This window comes from Agrobacterium genomosp. 13 str. CFBP 6927 (genome assembly GCA_900012615.1).
Taxonomy (GTDB): domain Bacteria; phylum Pseudomonadota; class Alphaproteobacteria; order Rhizobiales; family Rhizobiaceae; genus Agrobacterium.
Genome location: LT009757.1, coordinates 1,583,585 through 1,606,202, shown reverse-complemented (window position 1 = coordinate 1,606,202; position 22,618 = coordinate 1,583,585). Strand labels below are relative to the sequence as shown.

Genomic DNA, 22,618 nt, shown 5'->3' with positions numbered 1-22,618 from the left:
AAATTCACAAGATGGCGAGGAGTCCGTCTATTCGATGCCTGGTGGCAACCGTTTCGGCCGGAAGAGGCCCGTCCTCCGTCAGAAATTTCCGCGCAATGAAGTCGTCCGCCTTTTTTGACAAACGAACATAGAGCCGGGCAAAAAGGCGCCGTACTTCGGCATGGGGCCAATCATCGGGTAGCGCAGCGGCGGGAAGCCGCGGGTCATGCAGGACGATCATCCGGTATTGATGGACAAGAAGAAGACGGGCGGCGAGATGTTCTATCGGGCTGAGCTTTTCTCCCGCTTCCAGCGCCTCGGAAAATTTGCCGTATCGTTCAAGGAATTCCCGATAGGCCGCGTCGTAACTCTGCAGGCCCCATTGTTCGGCCGCCAGCTCCTTGAGGCCGGAGCCGCCACCGGCAACCTCGGCATTAAAGGTGACGGCTGCGGCAGACAGGGGTGGAAGTGGCCGCACGCCAATTGACAGGCGAGAACCAAGCCGGGTGTATCCAGCCAACTCCAGGGCTCGCGCATCGGCCTCGAAGGCGGGTCCGCCGAGGTAAACAAAACGCCAGACCGGCTCATCGGCAGTGCCGAAAAGCAGACGCGCGGCCGCCGCGAAATCAGTCTGGGCTGCCTCGGTGAGACGGTAATAGCTGCGACGCCCCTGCCGCTCGCCCGTCAACTGGCCGGCGGAAACCAGCCTGGATGCTGCGGTGCGCACCAAAGTCTCGCTGATGCCAACTTCCGCGCAGGTTTCGATCAGATTGCCGACCCAGATCGCGCCACCCCTCGGCTCGACGACATCGCCGTAAATCGTGACGATGAAGCTCGCAGCTCTGAGCGAAGCATTACTCAGGAGAAGGCTTAGCGACATGTCCTCATCCACCTTTCATGCGGGCTTTCCCCAATCTCGGATGAATCAGACGAAAAGCGGCGTGGTCGCTCACCTCCATGCATGACATCCACGGATAAGGCAACTCACATGCCGGCGGCGACCTTTCCAGCCGCCTGCCAGAAAAACCCTTCACACACAGCAATTCCTAACTGCGTTGAACCAGCTCAACCGAAAGAGACGCTCCAACCACCAGGGCACGCAGATCCCGATAGTCAGCCACGGCCGGCCTATCCCTGATGGTCGCACTGTTGGTATGCGTGATCACAACAACGGAAGCGCCGGCAGCCTCTGCCGCATAAATCCCCGCATCCGCATCCTCGAACACAAGGCATCGGGTGGGATCAACGGAAAGAAGCCCCGCGCCCGCAAGAAACGGATCGGGCTTCGGTTTTCCCTGCTTTACATCTTCTGCCGCAATGATCGCCATCGGTCGGGGCAATCCGGCCGCCGCGATACGTCTCAGGGCGAGTTCCTTCGGAGCAGAGGTCACCACCGCCCATTTCTCGCCTGGAAGCGATCCCAGAAATTCGATCGCTCCCGGGATAGGAACCACGCCGTCGAGATCCGAGAGCTCCCGTTCGGTGATTTCAGCCGCGGCCTTCGCGGGATCAATTCCTGCGCTTTTCAGGTCTGCCATCGTGTCCTCCACCCGACGACCATGATAGGGTGGCGTCGGAATTCCGTTTTCCTTGGCCCACCCTCCCCAGACGCGCTCCGACGCGGCGCTGGAGTCGAGAATCGTCCCGTCCATGTCGAACAGGAATGCATCAAAGGCTCGGGACTGGATCGGATTGGACGGCAACATGATTTGTTCTTCTGGCTGTTGAATGGCTGACGAAAGGGCACGGCAGAATTCGGCGTCGTTGCCCATCAGCGCGTAATCTGTCAAAAGGTTAGATCAATTGCAACAAATGAGCGAAAATCTTCTCAAATGCCTCGACGCCCCCTTCAAAAACTTCAGGCTTCCCTCGTCGCTCGCCGTTTCTATATCGAGCAGAAGACGAAATCCCAGATCGCCGATGAACTGGGCATTTCCAGATTCAAGGTCGCCCGCCTTCTCGACACCGCCCTTGCCGATGGCATCGTCAAGATCGAGATCAACGACCAAGGCGACATGAACACGGAGCTGGCCGAGAAGCTCAGGCAGAAATACGGCCTCAAGGCCGCCCTTGTTCTGGACGGCCCGGACCTTCATTCGAACGAGCTGTTCGAGCCGCTTGGCCTGCTCGCAGCCGACTATCTCGAGGAATCGCTGATTGACGGCCAGTTGCTCGGCCTTTCCTGGGGCCGCACCCTTTCCGCCACGGGCAAGGCGCTTGGCCGCCTGCCGCGGGTGGATGTCGTGCAGGCCGGCGGAAGTCCCGCGGGGCTCGACCTTTCCCAGAACCCGACCGAACTGGTTCATCGCGTCGCGCGCGCCAGCGGCGGTGCGGCTTATCCACTGTTTGGCCCCATGTGGGTGGATGATCCCGACCTGATTGCAAGGCTTCGCAACGAGACATCCATCGCAAGCGCCATGTCGCGCTATGACAAGATCGACGTGCTTGCGGTCGGCATAGGCTCCTGGCGGCCGGCGGAATCGTGCCTGTGCTCCGGTTTCCCGGAAGACTGGCGGCGTGATGCATTGAAGAAAAACGTATGCGCCGACGTGTGCGCCACACTGATTGACGAGGATGGAGAGGCCGTCGCGAGCCCGCTCGACCAGACCGGACTGTGCCTCAGCACGGACCAGCTTCGGCGCATTCCCGAGCGCATCGGCATCGGCGGCGGCATCGAAAAAGCCGATGCCATCAGGGCCACGCTGAAAGGGAACTGGGTGACAACGCTGATAACCGACGCCGGGGTGGCAAGGAAGCTGATGGCGGCCTAAAAGTTAATAACGCTCAAATGAGCGCATACATACTCACTTGACGAATTTGCGTCTCTGTCATATGACTGCCTCATCAGGGAGGCATTCTATGCAGTCAGAACATGAGTGGGTCGGTCGCGCCAAAGAGGTTATCCGTGCGGATGCTGCGGCCATTCTTGGAACGCTTGACGGGGTCGACGAGACCTTTCTGGCCGTTGCCGGGAAATTTATCGCGTGCAAGGGCAAGATCCTGGTCACCGGCAGCGGCACCTCCGGCGCAATCGCCAGCCGCGCGGCGCATCTTCTTTCCGTGGGCGGCACGCCCGCCTTCTACCTGCCGCCGGCCGATGGCCTGCATGGCGGCCTCGGCGTCCTTCAGAAGGATGACCTCGTTCTTGCCCTTTCGAAGGGTGGCAGCTCGGATGAGCTCAACGACTTTTGCGCACGCGCCAGAACGCTCTGCGCCGGCCTGATCTCGATCACCGCCGATCCGAAGTCGCCGCTGGCGCAGATGTCGGATGAGGTGATCACGCTGACGCTTCCCGCCGACAGCGATCTCGGCGCCGTCGTTGCCACCGGTAGTTCTCTTGCGACCGCCGCCGTTACCGACGCGCTCGTCGAAGTCTGCCGCGTCGCGCGCGGTTACGGATGGGACAAGCTCCTTTTCACCCATCCTTCCGGCGCCGTCGGCCGTGATGCCGAAGACAGCCTGAAGCGACTGCAAAACGCCGAGGGCTGATCAGATGCAACGCGATCTCGTCGCCGGCGTCGATTCCTCCACGCAATCCTGCACGATCGTGCTTCGGCGTCTGGAAGACGGCGCCGTCATTGCCGAAGCCCGCAAGCCGCACCCGCCAACCACGCCGCCGCGCAGCGAACAGGCGCCCGAGGCATGGTGGCAGGCGCTCGTTTCCGCCTTCGGCGAACTGACGACCTATCTCCCGCGCATCGCCGGCATTTCCGTGGGCGGCCAAGGCCATGGCCTTGTCATGCTCGGTGACGACGGCCTGCCGCTGCGGGACGCCAAGCTCTGGAACGACACCGAATCCGCGCCCGACGCGGACATTCTTCGGCAGAAACTGCCACTTAAGGACTGGGCCGGGCGAACCGGATCGGTGCCGGCCGCAGCCTTGACCGTGAGCAAGCTCGCATGGACAGAACGCATGCATCCCGGCATGATCGCCCGGGCGCGCAAGATCATGCTGCCGTCCGATTATCTTCTCTACCGGCTGAGCGGACGGGCTGCCACGGAGCGCGGCGTCTCCTCGGGCACGGGATATTTCAACCCCTTCACCAATCAATGGGACTACGCGCTGGCAGAACTGGCCGCACCCGGCATCGACTGGGGAAGCGTGCTGCCTGACATCATCGGCTCCAGCGAGGCCGCAGGCGTGGTTCAGCGGATCGATGGGCTTGAGGCGCTTCAGGGCGCAATCGTCGGCGCCGGTTCCGGCGACAATATGACGGCGGCGCTCGGCATGGGCATCCGCGCGGGTGACGTGATCATTTCTTTCGGCACCAGCGGGACCCTTTACGGGCGCACACCGATCGGCATCAAGGATGAGACCGGCTCCATCAACGGCTACGCGGATGCCGCCGACGCCTTCCTGCCGATGATCACCACACTGAACTCGGCAAAAGTAACCGACGCGTTCCGCCGAATCCTCAGGGCAAGCACCGAGGAGTTCGATACGCTTGCCCTTGCGACCGAACCGGGCGCACGCGGACTTGTCCTCGTCCCCTATCTCGATGGCGAACGGACCCCCGATCTGCCGGACGCCACGGGCATACTCGCCGGTATTCGCAGCGACGTCGAACCGGGGCAGATCGCCCGCGCTGCCGTGGAGGGCGTCATCTGCGGTCTGCTGGAGGGCGGCGATTACCTTGCGTCTCTCGGGCTGGAGCGTAACGGCCGGCTGATCGTGACGGGCGGCGCGTCCCGCTCGAAAGCCTATCGACAGATCCTTGCCGACCTCACCGGGCAGCAGGTCTGGACCTGCAACCTTCCGGAGGCAGCAGCCGCGGGCGCGGCAGTTCAGGCCGCCGCGGCGGTCACCGGACAGCATACAGCCAAAATCGCCGAACAATGGGAGCCCCGATACGAAATCGTGGCGGAGCCGCGCGCGCAGGATGCCGCGCGGAGCGAGGATGTGCGCGAAGCCTACAGGGCCGCGCTGCCCCTCGCAAAGTGGAGGAAGGAATGACGGACATGACACAGACCCAACCCTATGACGGCAAGGGAATTCGCATCCCCGCCGAAGCAGGCATCGCCTTCGTTCTTCTCGTCGTGATGATCGCCGGCGCCATCGCGTCTCCGAATTTCCTCACGCTGTCGAACATTTTCGTGCTGCTTCTCAACGGCGCGGTCATCGGCTTCCTCTGCCTCGGGCAATCGTTTGTCCTGTTCACGGGCGGTATCGACCTTTCCTGCGGATCGATCGTCGCGATGACCTGCGTTCTCGCCGCCGTCTTCATCGAATATGTCGGCCTGCCCTGGCCGGTCGCAGCGGTGCTTGTGCTCGCGTCAGGCGCTCTCGCCGGCGCATTGAACGGCATTATCATCGACAAGACCGGCGTCCCGCCCTTCATCGTGACTTTCGCCATGATGGGCGTCGCGGCCTCCGTGCCGCAGATCATCACGGGTGCGGAATCGATCCGCGTCATGGACTTCGGTTACCGTTTCATCGGGCAATACAAGCTGTTCGGAATTCCCTTCCCGGTCATCGCCCTTGCCGTCGCCGTCGTGCTCGCCGCCCTCTTCATCAAGCGGACCGTGACCGGCACGCATATTTTCGCGGTCGGCGGCAATGTCGAGGCGGCCCGTCTGGCGGGCGTCAATACCTCCCGCATCACCATCCTCGTCTATGCGATCTCCGGCTTCTGCGGCGCCTGCGGCGGCCTGATCTACGGATCGCGCCTGATGACGGGCTATCCGACCGCCGGTCGCGGCGATGAGCTGTTCTTTTCGATTGCAGGTGCAGTGGTCGGCGGCGTCAGCCTCTTTGGCGGCATCGGATCGATCTGGGGCGCGATGATCGGTGCCACCCTGATCGCTACCATCTCCAATCTCATGAACGTCCTGAACGTCAGCGCCTACTGGCAGCCCCTGGTGATCGGCGTGATCATCCTCGTCGGCGTGACCTTTGACACGATGCGTTCATCCAGCCGGCTCTCCCTACCCTGGGTCGCCCTGCTGAAGAAGAAGTTTTCGGCCAGCGCCTGAGCGCGCGGACCAGAGACGGCGCCGGCCGATCCGGCAATCGAATTCATCATCCAATAGGAGGAGAACGATGAAGAAACTCGTGAAGAATTCCGTATTGGCGGCGTTTGGCATGTCGCTTGCGCTGTCCGCTGCAGCTGTCCATGCACAGGACAAGAAGGTGCTGGGCGTTGCCCTGCCGAACCTGACAAACCCCTACTACGTGGCGATGAAGAAGAGCTTCGAGGAAAACGGCGCCAAGCAGGGCTTCGACGTTCGCGTGCTGATCGCCGACAATGACGACGCCAAGCAGCTTTCGCAGGTCCAGACGCTTGCCCAGCAGGGTGTGAGCGCCGTCGCGCTGAACTGCGTCTCGTCCGGTCCATGCGTCGCCTCCGTTTCCGAGCTCAATCAGGCAAAGATCCCGGTCTTCACCATCAACCTCCTGCCCGATCCGGCAGGTCTGAAGGCCGAGAATCTGAAGGTCGAACAGGCCGTGCAGACCGACCAGAAGGCCGGCGGCGTCTATATCGGCAAGCAGCTGCTAAAGGATATCGGCGCGGACGGCAAGGCCGTCATCGGCATCGTCGGCGAACCAACCTCCGTGGCGGCGAATGCCCGTGACGAAGGCTTCAAGGAAGCCCTGGCCTCCAACCCCAACGTCAAATTCGTCGCGCTCGTCAACGGCAAGGTCGAGGAAACCACCTCGCTGAAGGTCACGACGGAAATGCTTCAGGGCAACCCTGAGATCACCGTCGTCTATTCCGACACCGAACCGTCGGCGCTCGGCGCGATCGCCGCAATCGAACAGCTCGGCCGCAGCGATGTGACGCTCTACGCCTTTGTCGACAAGCTCGGCGTGAAGCACATCGAGGACAACACCATCCTGAAGGCCGGTGCGATCCAGGAGCCGGCCAAGCTTGCCCAGATCCAGGTTGAGAACATCAAGAAGTTCCTCGACGGCGGGAAGCTTGACCCTGTGATCGACAGCCCGCCGCTGCTCGTCAACAAGGACAATGCCGGCGAAACCGTCGACAAGGCCTACTAAGGGCATTGCCAGGAGAAGTGGAGCGCCGTTTTCCGTCCGGAAATGCGACAAGGCTCCAAGACTGTCCGGGCGCGCGGAAATTCGCGCGCCCGACTTCCGGTCAGTAGATGTGAGGTACGCGATATGTCGAGCTATAAGGCGACAGGCATCACCAAGTCCTTCGGCAGCGTCGGGGTCCTGCATGGCATCGGCTTCGAAGTGAAGCCGGGAACGATCCATGGTCTCTTCGGCCACAATGGCGCGGGCAAATCGACCTTGCTGAAAATCCTCGCCGGCGCCCAGCCGCAGGACAATGGCACGCTCAGCGTCGACGGCGAAACCGTCACCCTCACCTCGCCCAGAGAGGCGCTCGGCAAGGGCATTGGCTGCGTTTATCAGGAACTGCGTCTCATCCCGAACCTCACGGTTGCGGAAAATCTCTTCCTCGGCAGGGAAGTGACGCTGCATGGCCTGAAGAAAACCGCCGAAATGAACGCCTATTGCAAGACCCTGCTCGCGGGCTATGGCCTGCATGTCGACGTGACGCGGACCGTAAAAGGGCTTTCCCATCCGGAGAAACAGCTCCTCGAAGTGATCGCCAACCTCGAAGGCAAGGTCCGTTATCTCTTCCTCGATGAACCGACCACCGCACTCGACGGCAATCAGTCCACGGAACTGTTGGCCCATGTCCGCCGCATCGCGCTGGAACGTAATATCGGCGTCGTGCTGGTCTCCCACAAGCTCGATGAGGTTCTGGCGGTCTGCGACGAAGCGACCGTGCTGTCGGGCGGGCGCGTCGTTTACCATGCGGCCGGTCAGGACGTCAGCAAGCAGGCGATCGTCGACGCCATCGTCGGCGACGCCCATGGCAAGCATGTTGCCAGCCGGCGCGAGGCGCGGGCTGCAGGCGAAATATTCCTCAAGGTTGAGGGACTGGCTGGCAAGAGGCTGAAGGGTGCCGATATCGTGGCGCGGCGCGGGGAAGTTCTCGGCCTTTACGGTCTTATCGGTTCCGGCCGCACCCGTTTCCTGCGCACACTTTATGGCATGGAACCCATATCATCCGGTACGGTGGAAATCTCCGGAAAACGCTATACCCCATCAAGCCCCAAGCTCGCCATCCAGCACGGTATCGCCTTCCTGACGGAAGAGCGAAAGCAGGATGGCTTCATCCCCCTCATGTCCTCGTTCCAGAACGTCGTTCTCTCGACGCTGACGCGCTACCGCAACAACGGGATCGTTGACCTCAACGCCGCAAGGGCCTCGGCGCAGAAAACGCTTTCCTCGATCGGCACACGCGGGCGGCTCGACGCTCCAACCAAATCGCTTTCGGGCGGCAATCAGCAAAAGGTGCTGCTCGGCCGCATCATCGAACAGAACGCCGATCTCATCCTTCTCGACGAACCGACCAAGGGCGTCGACATAGGCGCGAAATCGGACATCTACGACATCATCCGGCGTCTGGCCGATGAAGGCCGCTGCATCGTCGTCGTCTCCTCGGAAGAAGAGGAGCTGGTGGAAATCTGCGACCGCATCGCGATCTTCCAGCACGGCTTCTGCACAACCGCGCCGAAGCCGGTGGAAGAATGGTCGCTGGGCAAGCTTCGCGAAGCCGCATGGGCGCCCGCGGCATGACCGCGCTATCAGCCTCCGTCTACGCCGCCGATCCATTCCGCTTGGCGGAAGACATCGAAGCGGTGCTGCCGAACGTCGAATCCCTGCATCTCGACGTGATGGATGGCGTCTTCGCGCCGGAATATGGTTTGACCGCAAGGGTCATCCGCAATCTCAGCGAATGCGCATCCAAACCGCTGGATGTTCACCTTATGGTGGCGCGCCCGAGAGATGCCGTCATCCGCTTTTCCGAGCTGGGTGTCAGGTCGATTGCGATACATCTCGAAGCCGAAGAAGACTTCGTGGAACTCTCCCGTATAGCAAGAGCAAACGGTTCCGGCGCATTCGCGGCGCTGAGACATACAACACCCCTATCGGAGCTCGAAAAGGTCGCGGAGCACGCGGATGGCTGCCTTCTTTTGACGGCACCGGCCGGCGGCGGCTCCTTCGACGACAGGGCGTTCGAACGTCTCGCACAGCGCCCGACCGGGCTTTACACCATCGTTGACGGAAAGATCGTTCCCGAACACTTCGAGAGACTCGACCGGCTGGGCGTCGATCTGGCGGTGGTTGGCGCAGCTCTTTTCACGGATGGTGATGCTCGGGAAAAGTCCGGGATTTTCTCACGCATGCTCGGGAAGAAAAGCGTGAATAGTATTCATCTGGCATGAGCAGCGATCATTTGCGATATCTGCGCGTTCATCGATACTCGCCGCATATTATGTGACGGAGAGCCTCATGTTCAAATCCACTATTTTATTGAAAGTAGCCAGCATCTCATTTCTGCTCGCAAACGTGGCGCATGCGGAGATCAATCTTACCGGGCACGATACGACGCCTGAAATGATTGTGCGGATCGCCGACGGTGAAGAGGTGAAGGTATCTCCAGATGACCTCCAGCGCGTTGCCCAGTCCTATGCGGTTTTACTCCAGGCGGCGAAAGAAGGACAAGAAATATACGGCCTGACAGTAGGGGTCGGCTGGAATAAAGACCGCAAGATGGTCGATGCTTCAGGGGAGCTGACACCCGAATTAATGGAAGCATCGCGCGAGTTCAATGAAGGTCTTTTGCGCGCGCATTCCGTTGGCGTCGGACCTGATGCCGAGCCCAGGATCGTTCGTGCAGCGATGGCTGTGCGACTGAACAACATTCTTACCGGCGGACCGGGTGTACAGCCCCATGTTGCGGAAATTTTGGTGTCTTTTCTGAACAAGGGGATCACTCCCATCATGCCGTCAAGAGGCTCCGTTGGCCAGGCGGATATGACATTGCTTAGCCATATCGGGCTTGCGATGCTGGGTGAAGGGGACGTAATTTATCAGGGGCAGCGGCAACCAGCGTCCGAAGCCTTTTCCAAGGCAGGCATCGAACCTCTGAAGCCATTTGGAAAAGATGGCCTGGCCATTCTGAGCTCGAATGCTTACGCGGCGGCACTTGGCGCTTTTGCAGTACACGACGCAGAGCAGCTGTTGCGGGTCTCGCAACTCGTTTACGCGCTAAGCCTCGAAGGCCTGAATGGCAACGTCTCTCCCCTTCTTGAAGACGTCACGGCACTGAGGCCTTTCCCAAGTTATGTGCGCTCAGCCAGCGACCTTCGATCCATTCTCAAAGGGAGCTATCTGTGGGAGAAAGATGAGAAGCGAATTCTTCAGGATCCACTAAGCTACCGGACGGCACCCTATCTTCTTGGCAGCTTTACCGACAGCATTCAGAGAACCAAAGCTCTATTGCATATCCAAATCAATTCTTCCGATGACAACCCGGGAGTGGCCGTCAACGTGACGCCGAAGTCCGATTTGTACCAAGCGACGCGGGGATATGTGAAAGGGGGCGCTGTTTTGCCCACGGCGAATTTCGAGCCTCTTACATGGGTTATATCCTTCGAAGAAATGGCCGTCGTGCTGGCCCATAACGCCACGGCCTCGTCCGAACGGGTATTGAAACTCAACAATCCGGTTCATACCAAACTGCCGAGATATCTGGGGACCGAGAACACGCACCACGCGTTCCTGGTTGTTGAAGCGCCGTTGATGGCGCTGGCCACAGAGGCGCGTGCTCTCGCACAGCCTACATCCTTTGATTCCCGCCCAATTGCGGGTGGGGTCGAGGATGTTGGAACAAATGCCCCCTTTGTGGTTGAAAGGGTCCGCCAGCAAATTGACGACAATTTTTCGATCCTGGCGATGGAACTCCTGCATGCGGCGCAGGCCGCCGACCTTCGGCTACAGGAACAACCGGCACGCAAGCTCTCCGAAACGACAAAACGTTTTCACGACAAAGTTCGCGAAACGATACCATTCCTGAATGCTGATCGGTCAATGACGCCCGACATTGCGGCCGGCACCGAATTCCTGAAGGCATTTCGGTAAGGTGAGGTCGGCCTGGCCATGGCCCCAGCCAGCTGCTGGGGCCGCTCCTTCACTTCTCAAGACCGACAAGCCATGTTGAGAACTGTTTGATTGCCGGCTCATCTTTACGCGCCTTGAGGCAGGCTATGAACCATTGCCCGGGCTGAACGCTGGAATGGGTATTCGTCATGACAAGGCGCTGTTGCCGAATGTCATTCTCAACAAGAAATTCCGGGACAATCGCAATTCCCTGGCCGTTGACCGCGGCCTCGATTGCCAACAGGTAACTATCGAAATGCAAGATCTTGCCCTGCATCCCGTCAAACCACCCATTATTGTGCGTCCACGAAGACACATCGTCCTGAGTGCCGTCGATCGAAAGAAAAGTGGCATGGCGAATATCATCTGCCGTTTTCATCCGCGTCGCCATCGCCGGGCAGCAGACGGAAACAAGCCTTTCTTGACGCCAAGGTTGATAGAAGACGTTGATTTTTTGGCCTTGGGCACATAAACGAGGCCGACATCGGCATGATCAGGATTGAAATCCCAATCGAGAAGACCGGCGTTAAGACTGACATGCGTGGCAGGCGCCTGCGCCTTGAATGCCTGAAGGCGGGGAATAAGCCAGCGCACCGCGACGGTAACATAGACCTGAATCGTCAGTTCCATTCGCGGCTCGATGCATCGAATCGCGTCCGTCGCGCTCGCAATTCGATCAATCGCGTCCTTCACCGCAAGGAAATAGTGGCGCCCCTTTTCGTTAAGGACAACCCTGCCAGGCATCCGGTCAAACAACAGCCCGCCCAGATCGCGTTCAAGCGAAGCGATCTGGTGGCTGATGGCCGATTGGGTCACATTGAGTTCTTCAGCCGCATGCTTGAAGTTTTCCAGTCGTGCCGCAGCCTCGAATGCGCGTAGTGTCATCAGAGGCGGCAAATGTCGGCGTGCCATCAATCTGTCCGCGTAACTATCGTTATTTCTCTAAGATCGAATGTAACCGTGGGATCCTGCATTGGCGCAGATCAAACCTCCCGGGCACTGGATTCAGCCTTTCCGCCACAGGAGTACCATCGCTGCAATCAGGCATCCGGATCACTCTTGCGTCTCCAGCCTGTAGCGCGTGCCTGGGTAAAGCAGGCGCACCGCTGTTACAGCCTGCGTTGCCGACCATGTTCGCCGGCGCACCAGAAGGCACGGTTCACTACGCCCGACCGCAAGAAGTTTGCACTCCCAGGGCTGCGGAGAGACAGCTTCAATAAACTGCTCTCTCCGGGAAATCGGCGCCAGCGCGGTCAGATAGGCGTTCGGCGTGAATACATTGAAATCCAGTGCCAGATAATCCGGCGCCACGTTTGGATTGACGAAGCGATCCTCTAACTGAATTGGCAGCTCATCTTCATGATGCACTATAATCGAGTGAAATATCGGCGAACCGACCTCGATATCAAGAGCTCCGGCGAGATCAGGACCACACACTTCCTGTTGGGCCAGAATGAGCACAGCATGATGGTTGGCGCCACGCTCCCTGATTTCATCGGCGATGTTGCGAACACCCATCGTTCCGGCGCTTCTTTTATGCGGAGCGACAAAAGAACCGCGTCCCTGAACCCGCACGATCACGCCTTCGGTGGCGAGTTCGCGCAATGCCCGGTTGGCAGTCATCCTGCTTACACCCAGCAAATCAACGATTTCGTTTTCAGAAGGAATCCTGTGGTGAGGCGGCCATTCGCCATTGGCAACCTTCGCCTTTATCTGCCCCTTCACCCGTTCATAGAGAGGGATCTCTGACAGGCGCCCTGTGGGCAGGGCCAGGCTGCTATCAATCTCAGACAACGTTGAAACGACCAAAAAACGTTCTCCTGCTCAAAAAATAGACGACATCATCTCGAGGCCAAAATTATCACCTTTCCTCTTGCTTGTCTCCTACAATTATGCAAACTTACATATACAACTTGAGAGACGATGGCGATGTGGAAATCAATATTCTGCGAGCGCGCGCTTCTACCGCACGGCTGGAGCGACAATGTCCGCATAACCACTGACAGCGACGGCAAGATCACGGCCGTTGAATGCAATTCATCGCCAATTGCAAATGAAGAGAGGGCTTCTGGCCCGGTTTTACCCGCCCTTTCCAATCTTCACTCCCATGCGTTCCAGCGCGCCATGGCCGGCCTCGCGGAGGTGGCCGGATCGTCAAACGATAGTTTCTGGACGTGGCGGACTTTGATGTACCGTGTCGTTTCCAAGCTATCGCCCGAAGACATCGAGACTGTTGCCACCAAGTTGTATAGTGAACTTCTCAAGGGCGGTTTCGGGCGCGTGGTGGAGTTTCATTATCTTCACCACAGCGAAAACGGGATCCCCTACTCTGATCCAGGTGAGAATTCGCTTCGCATTCTTCAGGCCGCGAAAACCACGGGAATCGGCCTCACGCATCTGCCGGTCTTCTACGCCCATAGCGGATTTGGCGGTGCCGAGCCCACCGAGGGCCAGCGTCCATTCATCCACACCACAGAGGCGTTCCTGGCCCTCCACGACCGGCTCACGCGCCCGTTTAATGAAGCCGGCGCCGTTCTGGGGGCAGCCATACATTCTCTGCGCGCCGCGACACCCGAAGAGATGCGTACCCTTCTGGACGCCGGACTGGGCGAAGGCCCGCTTCACATCCATGTCGCCGAACAGCAAAAGGAAGTCGATGACTGCATCGCCTGGAGCGGTCGCAGACCTGTCGAATGGTTGCTGGACGAGATGCCGGTCAATAACCAATGGTGCGCGATACACGCCACACAGATGACGCAAGAGGAAACAGTGCGCCTGGCCCGCACGGGAGCTGTAGCAGGCCTTTGCCCTGCGACCGAAGCCAATCTCGGCGACGGCATCTTTCCCGGCACCGATTTTCTGGCAGCCGGCGGCATGGTCGGTATCGGCACAGATAGCCACGTTGCCACCAGCGTTTCAGAAGAGCTGCGACTGCTCGAATACGGCCAGCGTCTGCGCGATCGCCAAAGAAACAGGCTCGTGTCTGGCGCAGGTGCATCCGTCGGTCGAACGATTTTCGACGCCAGCCTTTCTGGCGGTGCCCGCGCCTCTGGTGTCGAGACAGTTGGCATTCGTGTCGGCGCACAGGCTGATCTTGTCGTTCTCGACGGGTCGTCTCCCTTCATCTCGACCGCTATTGGCGACCAGATTCTTGACCGCTGGCTTTTCGCCCTGGGACCCGAAACCGTGCGCGACGTCATGGTTGCCGGTCAATGGGTGATCCGCGATCGCAGGCATGAACGCGACGAGGAGATCGATCACGCGTTCCAACAGGTTTTGCGAAAGCTCACGTAAGTTTTCGCAATGTGAGTGCAGTAATCAAACAAATAGGGGAATACCAATGTTGAATACTAAATTGCGACTTGCGCTTATTACCTCCGCGCTCCTTATGGGCGGCTCAATGGGCACGGCACATGCATCCTATTGTGGCGACGGGAAAACTGTCACCTTCGCAGGCCTTGCCTGGGAGAGCGGTGATTTCATCACACGCGTGATCGAGACGATCCTTTCCAAGGGTTATGAATGCAAGACTGACACCATTCCCGGAAACTCGGTAACGCTTGAACAAGCGGTTTCGCAAAATGACGTCCAGATCTTTGCTGAGGAATGGGTCGGACGCAGCGAAGTCTGGAAGAAGGCGGTTTCCGAGGGAACGGGTCTGAATATCGGCGCGCCGATCGTCGGTGCCAGCGAGGGATGGTACGTTCCCGCCTTTGTTGTCAAAGGCGACGAGAAGCGCGGCATCAAACCCCTGGTTCCAGACCTGAAATCGGTTGAACAACTCAAGGATCCGGAAGTTGTCAAGATTTTCAGCGACCCCGAGGAGCCGTCCAAGGGCCGCTTCCTGAATTGCCCGTTCGGCTGGACCTGCGAAGGCGAGTCGACCATCAAGCTGACGGACTATGGCATTCAGGACCTGTATGTGAACTTCCGCCCAGGCAGTGGCTCTGCACTCGATTCGGCAATCACCTCATCATATCTGCAAGGTCAGCCTGTCCTGTTCTATTACTGGACGCCGACCGCAATCATGGGAAAATTCGAGCTCATACGGCTGGACGCCCCTGAATATAGCGACGCTTGCCGGGAGCAGGTCAAGGGTGGCGGCAGCAACCGCGAAGGGGCATGCGCTCTTTCTCCGATGGAAGTTGCCTATGGTGTCAATGCCAACTTCGCCAAGGAGGCTCCCGAAATCATCGAGGTCCTCAAGAAGGCGACGTTCCCGCTCGATGAAGTCAACAAGACGCTGGCTTACATGGTCGACAACGGCGCCGACGGCGCGACGGTCGCCAACCGCTTTCTGAAGGAAAAGGGCGACATCTGGCATGCTTGGGTGAGCGACGAGGCGCGCACCAAAATCGAAGCAAGCCTGAAGTGAACCTTTCGGGAGGAGCGCAAGACGTTCCTCCCGGACTCCGTCACCCCACTATATTCTGGAGGTTGCCTTGTTTCCCGAGCAATTTCGTTTTTCGATCCGTCAACCAGTCAATTCATTTGTGACCATGCTGGTTACAGACTACGGACAAGGTTTTCGCGCGTTTTCCAACGCCATACTACATTTTCTTCTGACCATCGAAAATGTCCTGCGCGGGACGCCATGGTGGATCATCATTGCCTGCTTCATGGTTCTCGCCTGGTTCGGCACCAGACATCTGGTCGTTACGGTCCTCGTCGGCGTCATGTTGTTTCTCGTCGGCGTGCTGGGACTTTGGGATCAGACCATGCAAACCCTCGCGCTCATGTTAATGGCGACGCTGATCTCCATTTTCATAGGCATCCCGATAGGGATCCTGACGGCAAAATCCGTCTGGGCAAGGCGTGTTACATTGCCGGTTCTCGATGTCATGCAGACGATGCCGAGTTTCGTGTATCTGATACCGGCCTTGATGCTGTTTGGCCTTGGCAAGGTTCCAGCTGTGCTGGCGACGATCATTTACGCCATACCGCCGCTGATCAGATTGACGGATCTTGGAATTCGTCAAGTCGACAAGGAAGTGACCGAAGCTGCGGTCGCTTTCGGCGGCAGCCCTACCCAGATTCTTTTCGGAACCGAGCTCCCGCTTGCCATGCCCACAATAATGGCAGGCCTTAATCAGACGATCATGATGGCTTTGTCCATGGTGGTGGTTGCTTCAATGATCGGTGCCCGCGGCCTTGGCGAAACCGTTCTGAACGGGATTCAGACCCTGAATGTCGGCATGGGCCTTGAAGCTGGATTGGGCATCGTCATCCTTGCGATCGTTCTGGATCGCATCACACAAGGTTTCGGGAAGAGCCGGGGAGAGCAGTGATGGTCACCAGCATCAGCATTCGCAACGTTTACAAGATTTTCGGCCACAATAGCCGCGCCGCTCTCGAGTTGGCGAAATCAGGCGTCAGCAAACAGGAAATCCTCGCGCGATCCGGCTGCAGCCTTGGGCTGAACAACGTCAGCATGGATATCCCGGCCGGTGGCATTTTCGTGATTATGGGATTGTCGGGTTCCGGCAAGTCCACGCTCGTGCGTCACTTGAACCGGTTGATCGAACCAACCGCCGGAGAGATTGTGTTCGCAGGCAACAACATCCTGTCACTGAAGGCGCGGGAGCTCAGAAAGTTCCGGACCCATAAGGTCAGCATGGTTTTTCAAAGCTTTGCGCTGGCGCCCCATCGCACGGTGCTTCAGAACGTGATTTACGGCCAGCGTGTCCGCGGCACGCCCCGCAAGAAGGCCGAAGAGCTGGGAATGCAGTGGATCGAAACCGTTGGTCTTTCGGGCTACGAAAACAAATATCCTCACGAACTCTCGGGCGGCATGAAACAGCGTGTCGGACTGGCGCGCGCGCTGACCGCCGACACCGATGTCATTTTGATGGATGAGGCCTTCAGCGCCCTCGACCCGTTGATCCGGGCCGACATGCAGGATCAATTGCTGCAGCTCCAGCAAGACCTTTCAAAAACAATCGTGTTCATCACGCATGACCTCGACGAAGCCCTCTATATAGGGTCGCAGATTGCCATTCTGAAAGATGGAGAACTCGTTCAACAGGGAACTCCCAACGAGATTCTCGAAAACCCGGCGAATGAGTATGTCGCCCGCTTTGTACAAGGCAGGAACCGGGCACATGGCTGAAGATATCGTTCTGGATCTTCCCTTAAGGGCTGCCGATATCGCAGCCATTGCGGGCGGGGCAAAGCTCGTCCTGTCAGCCGGTGCTCGTGAACGGATCAGCCGGTCACGGGAACTCGTTGATGCAATTGTGGATCGTGGCATTCGGGGTTATGGCATCAACACCGGTGTCGGCGCGCTTTGCGAGGTCATTATTGACCGCGAACAACAAAGCCGTCTTTCGCACAACATCCTGTTCAGCCATGCCTGCGGCGTGGGAACGCCCTTGCCTGAAGACCAGGCACGCGCCGTCATGGCCGCTCAGATCAACAATTTCGCTCACGGCTATTCCGGCATTCGGCTTGAGGTCGTCGAGACGCTCGTTGCGCTTCTCAATGCGGGCGTCATTCCGGTGATACCGTCGCGCGGGTCTCTCGGCTACATCACCCATGCAGCGGCAATAGGGCTTGTTGTCATCGGGCATGGAGCAGCCACCTTCCAATCACGGCAGGTTTCGGGAGCGGAGGCGCTCGAAATTGCGGGATTGAGCCCTTTGCCGCTTGGCGCGAAAGAAGGATTGAGTCTCGTAAACGGCAGCCCCTGCACGACGGGGCTCACATGCGTCGCTCTTAACAGGGCGATGCGTCTGCTGGATTGGGCCGATGCCGCCGCGGCCTTCACCTATGGGGTTCTCGGCCGCCAGCAGAATACGTTTGCCGACGAACCGATGCGATTGCGCAAGTCGCCCGGCTTGTGGGAAACCGCACGGCACCTCCGCGAAGGACTATCAGGAACGGTGCGCAACGGCGCGGATGTACGGACGCAGGACCCGATGAGCATCAGGGCGGTTCCACAGATTCATGGCGCAATCCGGGATAGCCTTGCCACGATCGCGGAAACGGCAGAACGGGAGCTTGCAAGCGTAACAGACAATCCGCTTGTGAAGGGCAGTCCCGAGGAACCGGTCGTCTATTCCCAAGCGCACGCGCTTTCAACGACGCTGGCCTTTGCTATGGATCAGCTTGCAATCGTCACAACGCAGCTCGGGATTATTTCGGAGCGTCGAACGGACCGGCTGGTCAACCCTCTCGTCAGCGGCCTCCCCGCTTTCCTTTCCGGCGAAAGCGGCGTTGGCTCCGGGTTCATGATTGCTCAATATACGGCAGTCTCGCTTTGCGGAGAGAACCGCAGACTTTCTGCGCCCGCAAGCATTGATGGAGGAATTACGTCGGCCCTTCAGGAAGACGTCCTTCCGCACTCCACACCGGCGGCTGAAAAAGCCTTGCGCGTTCTCGACAATCTCGAAACCGTCATCGCAATCGAGCTTCTTTGCGCTGCTCAGGCCTATGACCTCTCACCGGACGTTCATCGCGGGGACCCTCTGACGGGGCTATACAATCGCATACGCGATACCGTCCCCCATTATGCCGACGATCGTCCCCTGAACATCGATTTCGCCCGCATCGCGTCCCTGGTGCGCACGACGGAAGCAGGCCTGTTCCAAAGCGCCGTATGAGCAAGCTTCTCTTCAATGCCGCTTGCTGACCATGGCGAACCCTTCGCTTACGGCACCGCCAGGGCCTAAGGCTTCGCCCAATCTTAAAAACCATTCTCCAGCGCATCGAAGCTTCTGCGCTTGGCCTGACACCGGAGGAAATCACATGAACAATCCACGCCACAACATCCGCGACGTCCGCGCGCCAAAGGGCACTGAGCTCAACACCAAGAGCTGGATGACCGAAGCGCCGCTGCGCATGCTGATGAACAATCTCGATCCTGACGTGGCGGAAAACCCGCATGAGCTGGTCGTCTATGGCGGCATCGGCCGCGCCGCCCGCACCTGGGCCGATTTCGATCGCATCGTCGCGACGCTGAAGGATTTGAACGAGGATGAAACGCTCGTCGTGCAGTCGGGCAAGCCGGTCGGTGTTTTCCGCACCCACAAGGATGCGCCGCGTGTCCTGATCGCCAATTCCAACCTGGTGCCGCACTGGGCGACCTGGGACCATTTCAACGAGCTGGATAAGAAGGGTCTCGCCATGTACGGCCAGATGACCGCCGGCTCATGGATCTATATCGGCACCCAGGGCATCGTGCAGGGCACCTATGAGACCTTCGTCGAAGCCGGCAATCAGCATTACAACGGCAACCTCAAGGGCAAGTGGGTCCTGACCGGCGGCCTCGGCGGCATGGGCGGCGCCCAGCCGCTCGCAGCCGTGATGGCCGGCGCATCCTGCCTTGCCGTCGAGTGCAACCCGGATTCGATCGATTTCCGCCTGCGCACCCGCTATCTCGACGAGAAGGCCGAAACGCTGGACGAAGCCATGGACATGATCGCCGGCTGGACGAAGAAGGGTGAAGCCAAGTCCGTCGGCCTGCTCGGCAACTGCGCCGAAATCCTGCCGGAAATGGTCCGCCGCGGCATCCGCCCTGACATGGTCACGGACCAGACCTCGGCCCACGACCCGATCAACGGCTATCTTCCAAAAGGCTGGACCATGGGCCAGTGGAAAGAAAAGCGGGTCAGCGATCCAAAGTCGGTGGAAAAGGCCGCCCGCGCCTCCATGCGCGACCACGTCGAAGCGATGATCGCCTTCCAGGACATGGGCATCCCGACCTTCGACTACGGCAACAACATCCGTCAGGTCGCCAAGGATGAGGGTCTTGAAAACGCCTTCGCTTTCCCCGGCTTCGTGCCGGCCTATATCCGCCCGCTATTCTGCAAGGGCATCGGCCCGTTCCGCTGGGCGGCTCTTTCGGGCGATCCGGAAGACATCTACAAGACCGACGCCAAGGTGAAGGAGTTGCTGCCGGATAACAAACACCTGCATAACTGGCTGGACATGGCGCGCGAGCGCATCGCTTTCCAGGGTGTTCCGGCCCGCATCTGCTGGGTCGGGCTTGGCGACCGTCACCGCCTCGGGCTTGCCTTTAATGAAATGGTCAGGAACGGCGAGCTGAAGGCTCCGATCGTCATTGGCCGAGATCATCTCGACAGCGGCTCGGTCGCCTCGCCGAACCGGGAGACCGAGGCGATGCAGGACGGCTCGGATGCCGTGTCCGACTGGCCGCTGCTCAACGCATTGCTCAATACGGCATCGGGTGCGACCTGGGTATCGCTGCATCACGGCGGCGGCGTCGGCATGGGCTTTTCCCAGCATTCGGGCGTCGTCATCTGCGCCGATGGATCGGATGATGCGGCCAGGCGGCTTGAACGCGTGCTGTTCAACGACCCGGCAACCGGCGTCATGCGGCATGCCGATGCCGGTTACGAGATCGCCCTCGATTGCGCGAAACAACAGGGCCTGCGTCTGCCTGGAATTCTCGGGAACTAAAAAGATAAAGCAGCGCAGGCAGAACACTGCGCCGCTTGTCAGATTGCAGAGGACACCAGCGCGGATTTGATCCGGAACCCGGTTATGTTCGAAACGCATGAGAGCGGGCCATGAACCCCGACTGAATAATCTCTTCAGCTTCCGTTCCGGCGGGACCGTCTAAAACAAAGACGTTCAACCGCGGTCCTATCCGCCTGAGGAGACAGTCATGATCCGGAAGTCTTTCATTGCAAGTGCACTTGTTGCTCTCGTTGGCATCGCTGCCGCGGCACCCGCCATGGCCAATGATGTGCGCATCGAACAATATGGCTGGTCCAACTCTGCCGGTGGCGCGCAGGAAGGTTATGGCAACCGGATCCGCACCTACCAGAATGGCGGTTACAACCGGATTGTCGGCCATCAGTATGGTCGGCAAAACCTTTCGGCCGTCGGTCAGGAGGGGCACGACAATTACGGCTCCACCTATCAGAACGGCAGCCGCAACGTGGCCGGCATAGGGCAATTCGGCTCCAACCACACCACCATCCTCACCCAGGACGGCAACGGCAATATCGCCGCCGGTGTTCAGGTGGGCCGTGGCTGCAGCGCCAATGTGAGCCAGGGCGGCAACGACAATGTCGCGGCCTTCGTGCAGGCCTGCCCTTAAGCAGTCGGCGATGAGGTGAAACGGGTCGAGATCGAAATATCAGATCATCAGGGAGACGAGCCATGCCCCATACCCTCAGACATCCGCGCCGTCTGGCGGCGATCCTTGCAATGGCCCTGCTTCCTTTCGGCGCCGTTGCGGCCATATCGACTGCAAAGGAACCGGCCGAAGGGCAGCGTTGCGAGATCAGGGCAACGCCGCAGGCCGGCATGGTAAGGCTAGAAGCCGTCACGAAGGGTGACGCCGGTGGCGGCGGGACCTACTCCTTTCACGTCGAAAAATCAGGCGGCAGCGGGCGTTCCGTCGTCAATCAGGGCGGCGATTTCGACGCCGCTGCCGGACGTTCGCAATTGCTGAGTTCTGTGACGCTCGATGTGAAGGGAGCCCGCTACAAGGCGGTGCTCGATCTCGTGATCGAAGGCAGGAGCTTCAGTTGTACGAAGCAGATTGGCGGCGATTATGCTGCCGTCGTGTCGTATATTTCAAGAGACAAGGGCGCCGGTTTCGGCGCCCTTTTCTTTTGATCGTGCCGAACCGCTGAACGACATGTGAATGGGCAATTCCGATCTGGTTCAGTTGCCAGATGCGACAGTGGATCATCGGCAAGACGCTGACAGATGGGAGACAAAAATGACCCGCAACATATTGAAACTTGTTACCATTCCTTTGCTTGTCGGTAGCCTCGCGCCAATCGGGCTTTCAACACCCGCTCATGCCGGCGGACGGATTTCATTCGACCTTGCGCCAGGCAATACAACGGATGGTGATCTTCTCTCGACCGGGCTGCGCGCCTATTCGCTTTACCGTGGCCTGAAGGATGCCGATATCCGGCAGCTTGGCCGTGGCAACGCCGCCGGCATCGCCCAAAACGGCGGCGGTAATCTCGGCTTCATCCGGCAACGGGGCAACAGCCATGCCGCGACATTGCAGCAGAATGGCAACAACAATGCCTATGGCATTTTCCAGTATGGCCGCAACACGCAAACCAATGTGGTGCAGGATGGCGACAATGGCAGCGGCCTGACCTTCAGCTATGGCTGGTGAGGAAGGCGGTCTATTTTATCACAGGCCCGTCTTTGCCTTGCCTTGCCACGCAGTCAAGGGTCTATCGGGAAGGCGAAGCCGGCCTTGACGCGGTCCATGACGACCATCGTCTTGAACCCCTTGATATCGTGGTTCTCGTAAAAGAACCGGCGGGTGAAGGCCTCGTAGTCCTCCATGTCCTTGGCCGTGATAACCAGGATGAAATCGGCGTCGCCCGTCACGTAATAACCGATCATCACCTCCCGCGTGGCGCGAATGGCGGCTTTGAAGCGATCGACAATATCGGCCCTTTCTCGCTCCAGCGAGACGAGAACGATCATGGTGATGCCACGTCCGACAGCCTTGGGCGAAACGACTGCCACATCGGCTTCGATCACCCCCTCATCACGCAGGCGCTTCAACCGACGCTGGCACGCGGTTGGCGATAGGTTGACGATTTTGGCCAGCTCTTCCGATGTCAGGCGATTATTCTTCTGCACGGCGTCAAGCAGCGCCCGGTCGGCTCGGTCAATCTGGGTCATGCGGGATTCCTGCATCTAGATATCAAACTA

Annotated in this window: 22 protein-coding genes and 1 pseudogene; 17 read left to right on the top strand and 6 right to left on the bottom strand. The window is 59.2% G+C overall.

The features are described from left to right. Positions 1-4 precede the first annotated feature (4 nt). The gene (locus AGR13A_RS21625; protein WP_308400318.1) at positions 5-859 is read right to left on the bottom strand and encodes a PaaX family transcriptional regulator C-terminal domain-containing protein; all 855 of its coding nucleotides are present in this window, start codon (positions 857-859) and stop codon (positions 5-7) included. 166 nt (positions 860-1,025) lie between these two features. Continuing rightward, positions 1,026-1,685, bottom strand: a complete 660-nt coding sequence (locus AGR13A_RS21620) for an HAD-IA family hydrolase (RefSeq protein ID WP_080840398.1) — start codon at positions 1,683-1,685, stop codon at positions 1,026-1,028. Positions 1,686-1,811: 126 nt separating this feature from the next. Between AGR13A_RS21620 and AGR13A_RS21615 the strand changes: the two genes are divergently transcribed. The 8 genes from AGR13A_RS21615 to AGR13A_RS21580 all read left to right on the top strand — a co-directional run bounded on the left by AGR13A_RS21615 (position 1,812) and on the right by AGR13A_RS21580 (position 10,939). Continuing rightward, positions 1,812-2,750 (top strand): sugar-binding transcriptional regulator, encoded by a 939-nt coding sequence (locus AGR13A_RS21615; protein WP_080839376.1) that lies wholly within the window; start codon positions 1,812-1,814, stop codon positions 2,748-2,750. Between the two features lie 88 nt (positions 2,751-2,838). After that, positions 2,839-3,468: an SIS domain-containing protein gene (locus AGR13A_RS21610; protein WP_080839374.1), complete on the top strand. Its 630-nt coding sequence runs from the start codon at positions 2,839-2,841 to the stop codon at positions 3,466-3,468. Between the two features lie 4 nt (positions 3,469-3,472). Continuing rightward, entirely contained in the window at positions 3,473-4,933 is a 1,461-nt protein-coding gene (gene xylB / locus AGR13A_RS21605; protein WP_080839372.1) for a xylulokinase, read from the top strand. Beyond that, positions 4,930-5,952, top strand: a complete 1,023-nt coding sequence (locus AGR13A_RS21600; protein WP_051796571.1) for an ABC transporter permease — start codon at positions 4,930-4,932, stop codon at positions 5,950-5,952. The genes xylB and AGR13A_RS21600 overlap by 4 nt, the downstream gene beginning before the upstream one ends. A gap of 67 nt (positions 5,953-6,019) precedes the next feature. Next, complete coding sequence (locus tag AGR13A_RS21595) at positions 6,020-6,976, top strand: substrate-binding domain-containing protein (RefSeq protein WP_139786110.1); 957 nt, start codon at positions 6,020-6,022, stop codon at positions 6,974-6,976. A gap of 123 nt (positions 6,977-7,099) precedes the next feature. After that, positions 7,100-8,590 carry a sugar ABC transporter ATP-binding protein gene (locus AGR13A_RS21590; RefSeq protein WP_080839369.1) on the top strand — a complete coding sequence of 497 codons (1,491 nt, stop codon included), beginning with the start codon at positions 7,100-7,102 and terminating at the stop codon, positions 8,588-8,590. Then, positions 8,587-9,240, top strand: a complete 654-nt coding sequence (locus AGR13A_RS21585) for a hypothetical protein (protein ID WP_162180525.1) — start codon at positions 8,587-8,589, stop codon at positions 9,238-9,240. The genes AGR13A_RS21590 and AGR13A_RS21585 overlap by 4 nt, the downstream gene beginning before the upstream one ends. Before the next feature lie 67 nt (positions 9,241-9,307). Next, complete coding sequence (locus AGR13A_RS21580; protein WP_080839366.1) at positions 9,308-10,939, top strand: HAL/PAL/TAL family ammonia-lyase; 1,632 nt, start codon at positions 9,308-9,310, stop codon at positions 10,937-10,939. Positions 10,940-10,988: 49 nt separating this feature from the next. Here the strand turns inward: AGR13A_RS21580 and AGR13A_RS25185 are convergent, their stop codons facing one another. The 3 genes from AGR13A_RS25185 to hutC all read right to left on the bottom strand — a co-directional run bounded on the left by AGR13A_RS25185 (position 10,989) and on the right by hutC (position 12,751). After that, positions 10,989-11,348: a LysR substrate-binding domain-containing protein gene (locus tag AGR13A_RS25185; RefSeq protein WP_374701873.1), complete on the bottom strand. Its 360-nt coding sequence runs from the start codon at positions 11,346-11,348 to the stop codon at positions 10,989-10,991. Further along, a complete protein-coding gene (locus AGR13A_RS25180; protein WP_308400315.1) occupies positions 11,333-11,869 on the bottom strand; it encodes a LysR family transcriptional regulator in 537 nt (178 codons plus the stop codon). Before AGR13A_RS25180 ends, AGR13A_RS25185 begins: the two co-directional genes overlap by 16 nt. A 141-nt stretch (positions 11,870-12,010) precedes the next feature. Then, positions 12,011-12,751: a histidine utilization repressor gene (gene hutC / locus AGR13A_RS21570; RefSeq protein ID WP_080840395.1), complete on the bottom strand. Its 741-nt coding sequence runs from the start codon at positions 12,749-12,751 to the stop codon at positions 12,011-12,013. Positions 12,752-12,880: 129 nt separating this feature from the next. Between hutC and hutF the strand changes: the two genes are divergently transcribed. From hutF to AGR13A_RS21525, 9 genes and pseudogenes are all read left to right on the top strand, one after another. Beyond that, positions 12,881-14,251 carry a formimidoylglutamate deiminase gene (gene hutF, locus AGR13A_RS21565; protein ID WP_080839363.1) on the top strand — a complete coding sequence of 457 codons (1,371 nt, stop codon included), beginning with the start codon at positions 12,881-12,883 and terminating at the stop codon, positions 14,249-14,251. Between the two features lie 46 nt (positions 14,252-14,297). Then, the gene (locus AGR13A_RS21560; RefSeq protein ID WP_035227507.1) at positions 14,298-15,332 is read left to right on the top strand and encodes an ABC transporter substrate-binding protein; all 1,035 of its coding nucleotides are present in this window, start codon (positions 14,298-14,300) and stop codon (positions 15,330-15,332) included. Between the two features lie 124 nt (positions 15,333-15,456). Then, a complete protein-coding gene (locus AGR13A_RS21555; protein ID WP_441296232.1) occupies positions 15,457-16,245 on the top strand; it encodes an ABC transporter permease in 789 nt (262 codons plus the stop codon). Next, on the top strand, positions 16,245-17,066 hold the full coding sequence (locus tag AGR13A_RS21550) for a quaternary amine ABC transporter ATP-binding protein (protein WP_051796576.1): 822 nt from the start codon (positions 16,245-16,247) through the stop codon (positions 17,064-17,066). Before AGR13A_RS21555 ends, AGR13A_RS21550 begins: the two co-directional genes overlap by 1 nt. Next, positions 17,059-18,558, top strand: a complete 1,500-nt coding sequence (locus AGR13A_RS21545; protein ID WP_080839360.1) for an HAL/PAL/TAL family ammonia-lyase — start codon at positions 17,059-17,061, stop codon at positions 18,556-18,558. The genes AGR13A_RS21550 and AGR13A_RS21545 overlap by 8 nt, the downstream gene beginning before the upstream one ends. Positions 18,559-18,703: 145 nt before the next feature. After that, the gene (gene hutU / locus AGR13A_RS21540; RefSeq protein ID WP_080839357.1) at positions 18,704-20,377 is read left to right on the top strand and encodes a urocanate hydratase; all 1,674 of its coding nucleotides are present in this window, start codon (positions 18,704-18,706) and stop codon (positions 20,375-20,377) included. Between the two features lie 208 nt (positions 20,378-20,585). Beyond that, complete coding sequence (locus AGR13A_RS21535; RefSeq protein WP_035225274.1) at positions 20,586-21,023, top strand: curlin; 438 nt, start codon at positions 20,586-20,588, stop codon at positions 21,021-21,023. Between the two features lie 62 nt (positions 21,024-21,085). Next, a pseudogene (gene csgH / locus AGR13A_RS21530) lies at positions 21,086-21,481 on the top strand (curli-like amyloid fiber formation chaperone CsgH); the annotation flags it as partial. 172 nt (positions 21,482-21,653) lie between these two features. Then, positions 21,654-22,067 carry a curlin gene (locus tag AGR13A_RS21525; RefSeq protein ID WP_080839355.1) on the top strand — a complete coding sequence of 138 codons (414 nt, stop codon included), beginning with the start codon at positions 21,654-21,656 and terminating at the stop codon, positions 22,065-22,067. A gap of 53 nt (positions 22,068-22,120) precedes the next feature. Here AGR13A_RS21525 and AGR13A_RS21520 read toward each other — a convergent pair whose 3' ends face one another. Further along, entirely contained in the window at positions 22,121-22,588 is a 468-nt protein-coding gene (locus AGR13A_RS21520; RefSeq protein ID WP_077983963.1) for an Lrp/AsnC family transcriptional regulator, read from the bottom strand. Between the last annotated feature and the right edge of the window lie 30 nt (positions 22,589-22,618).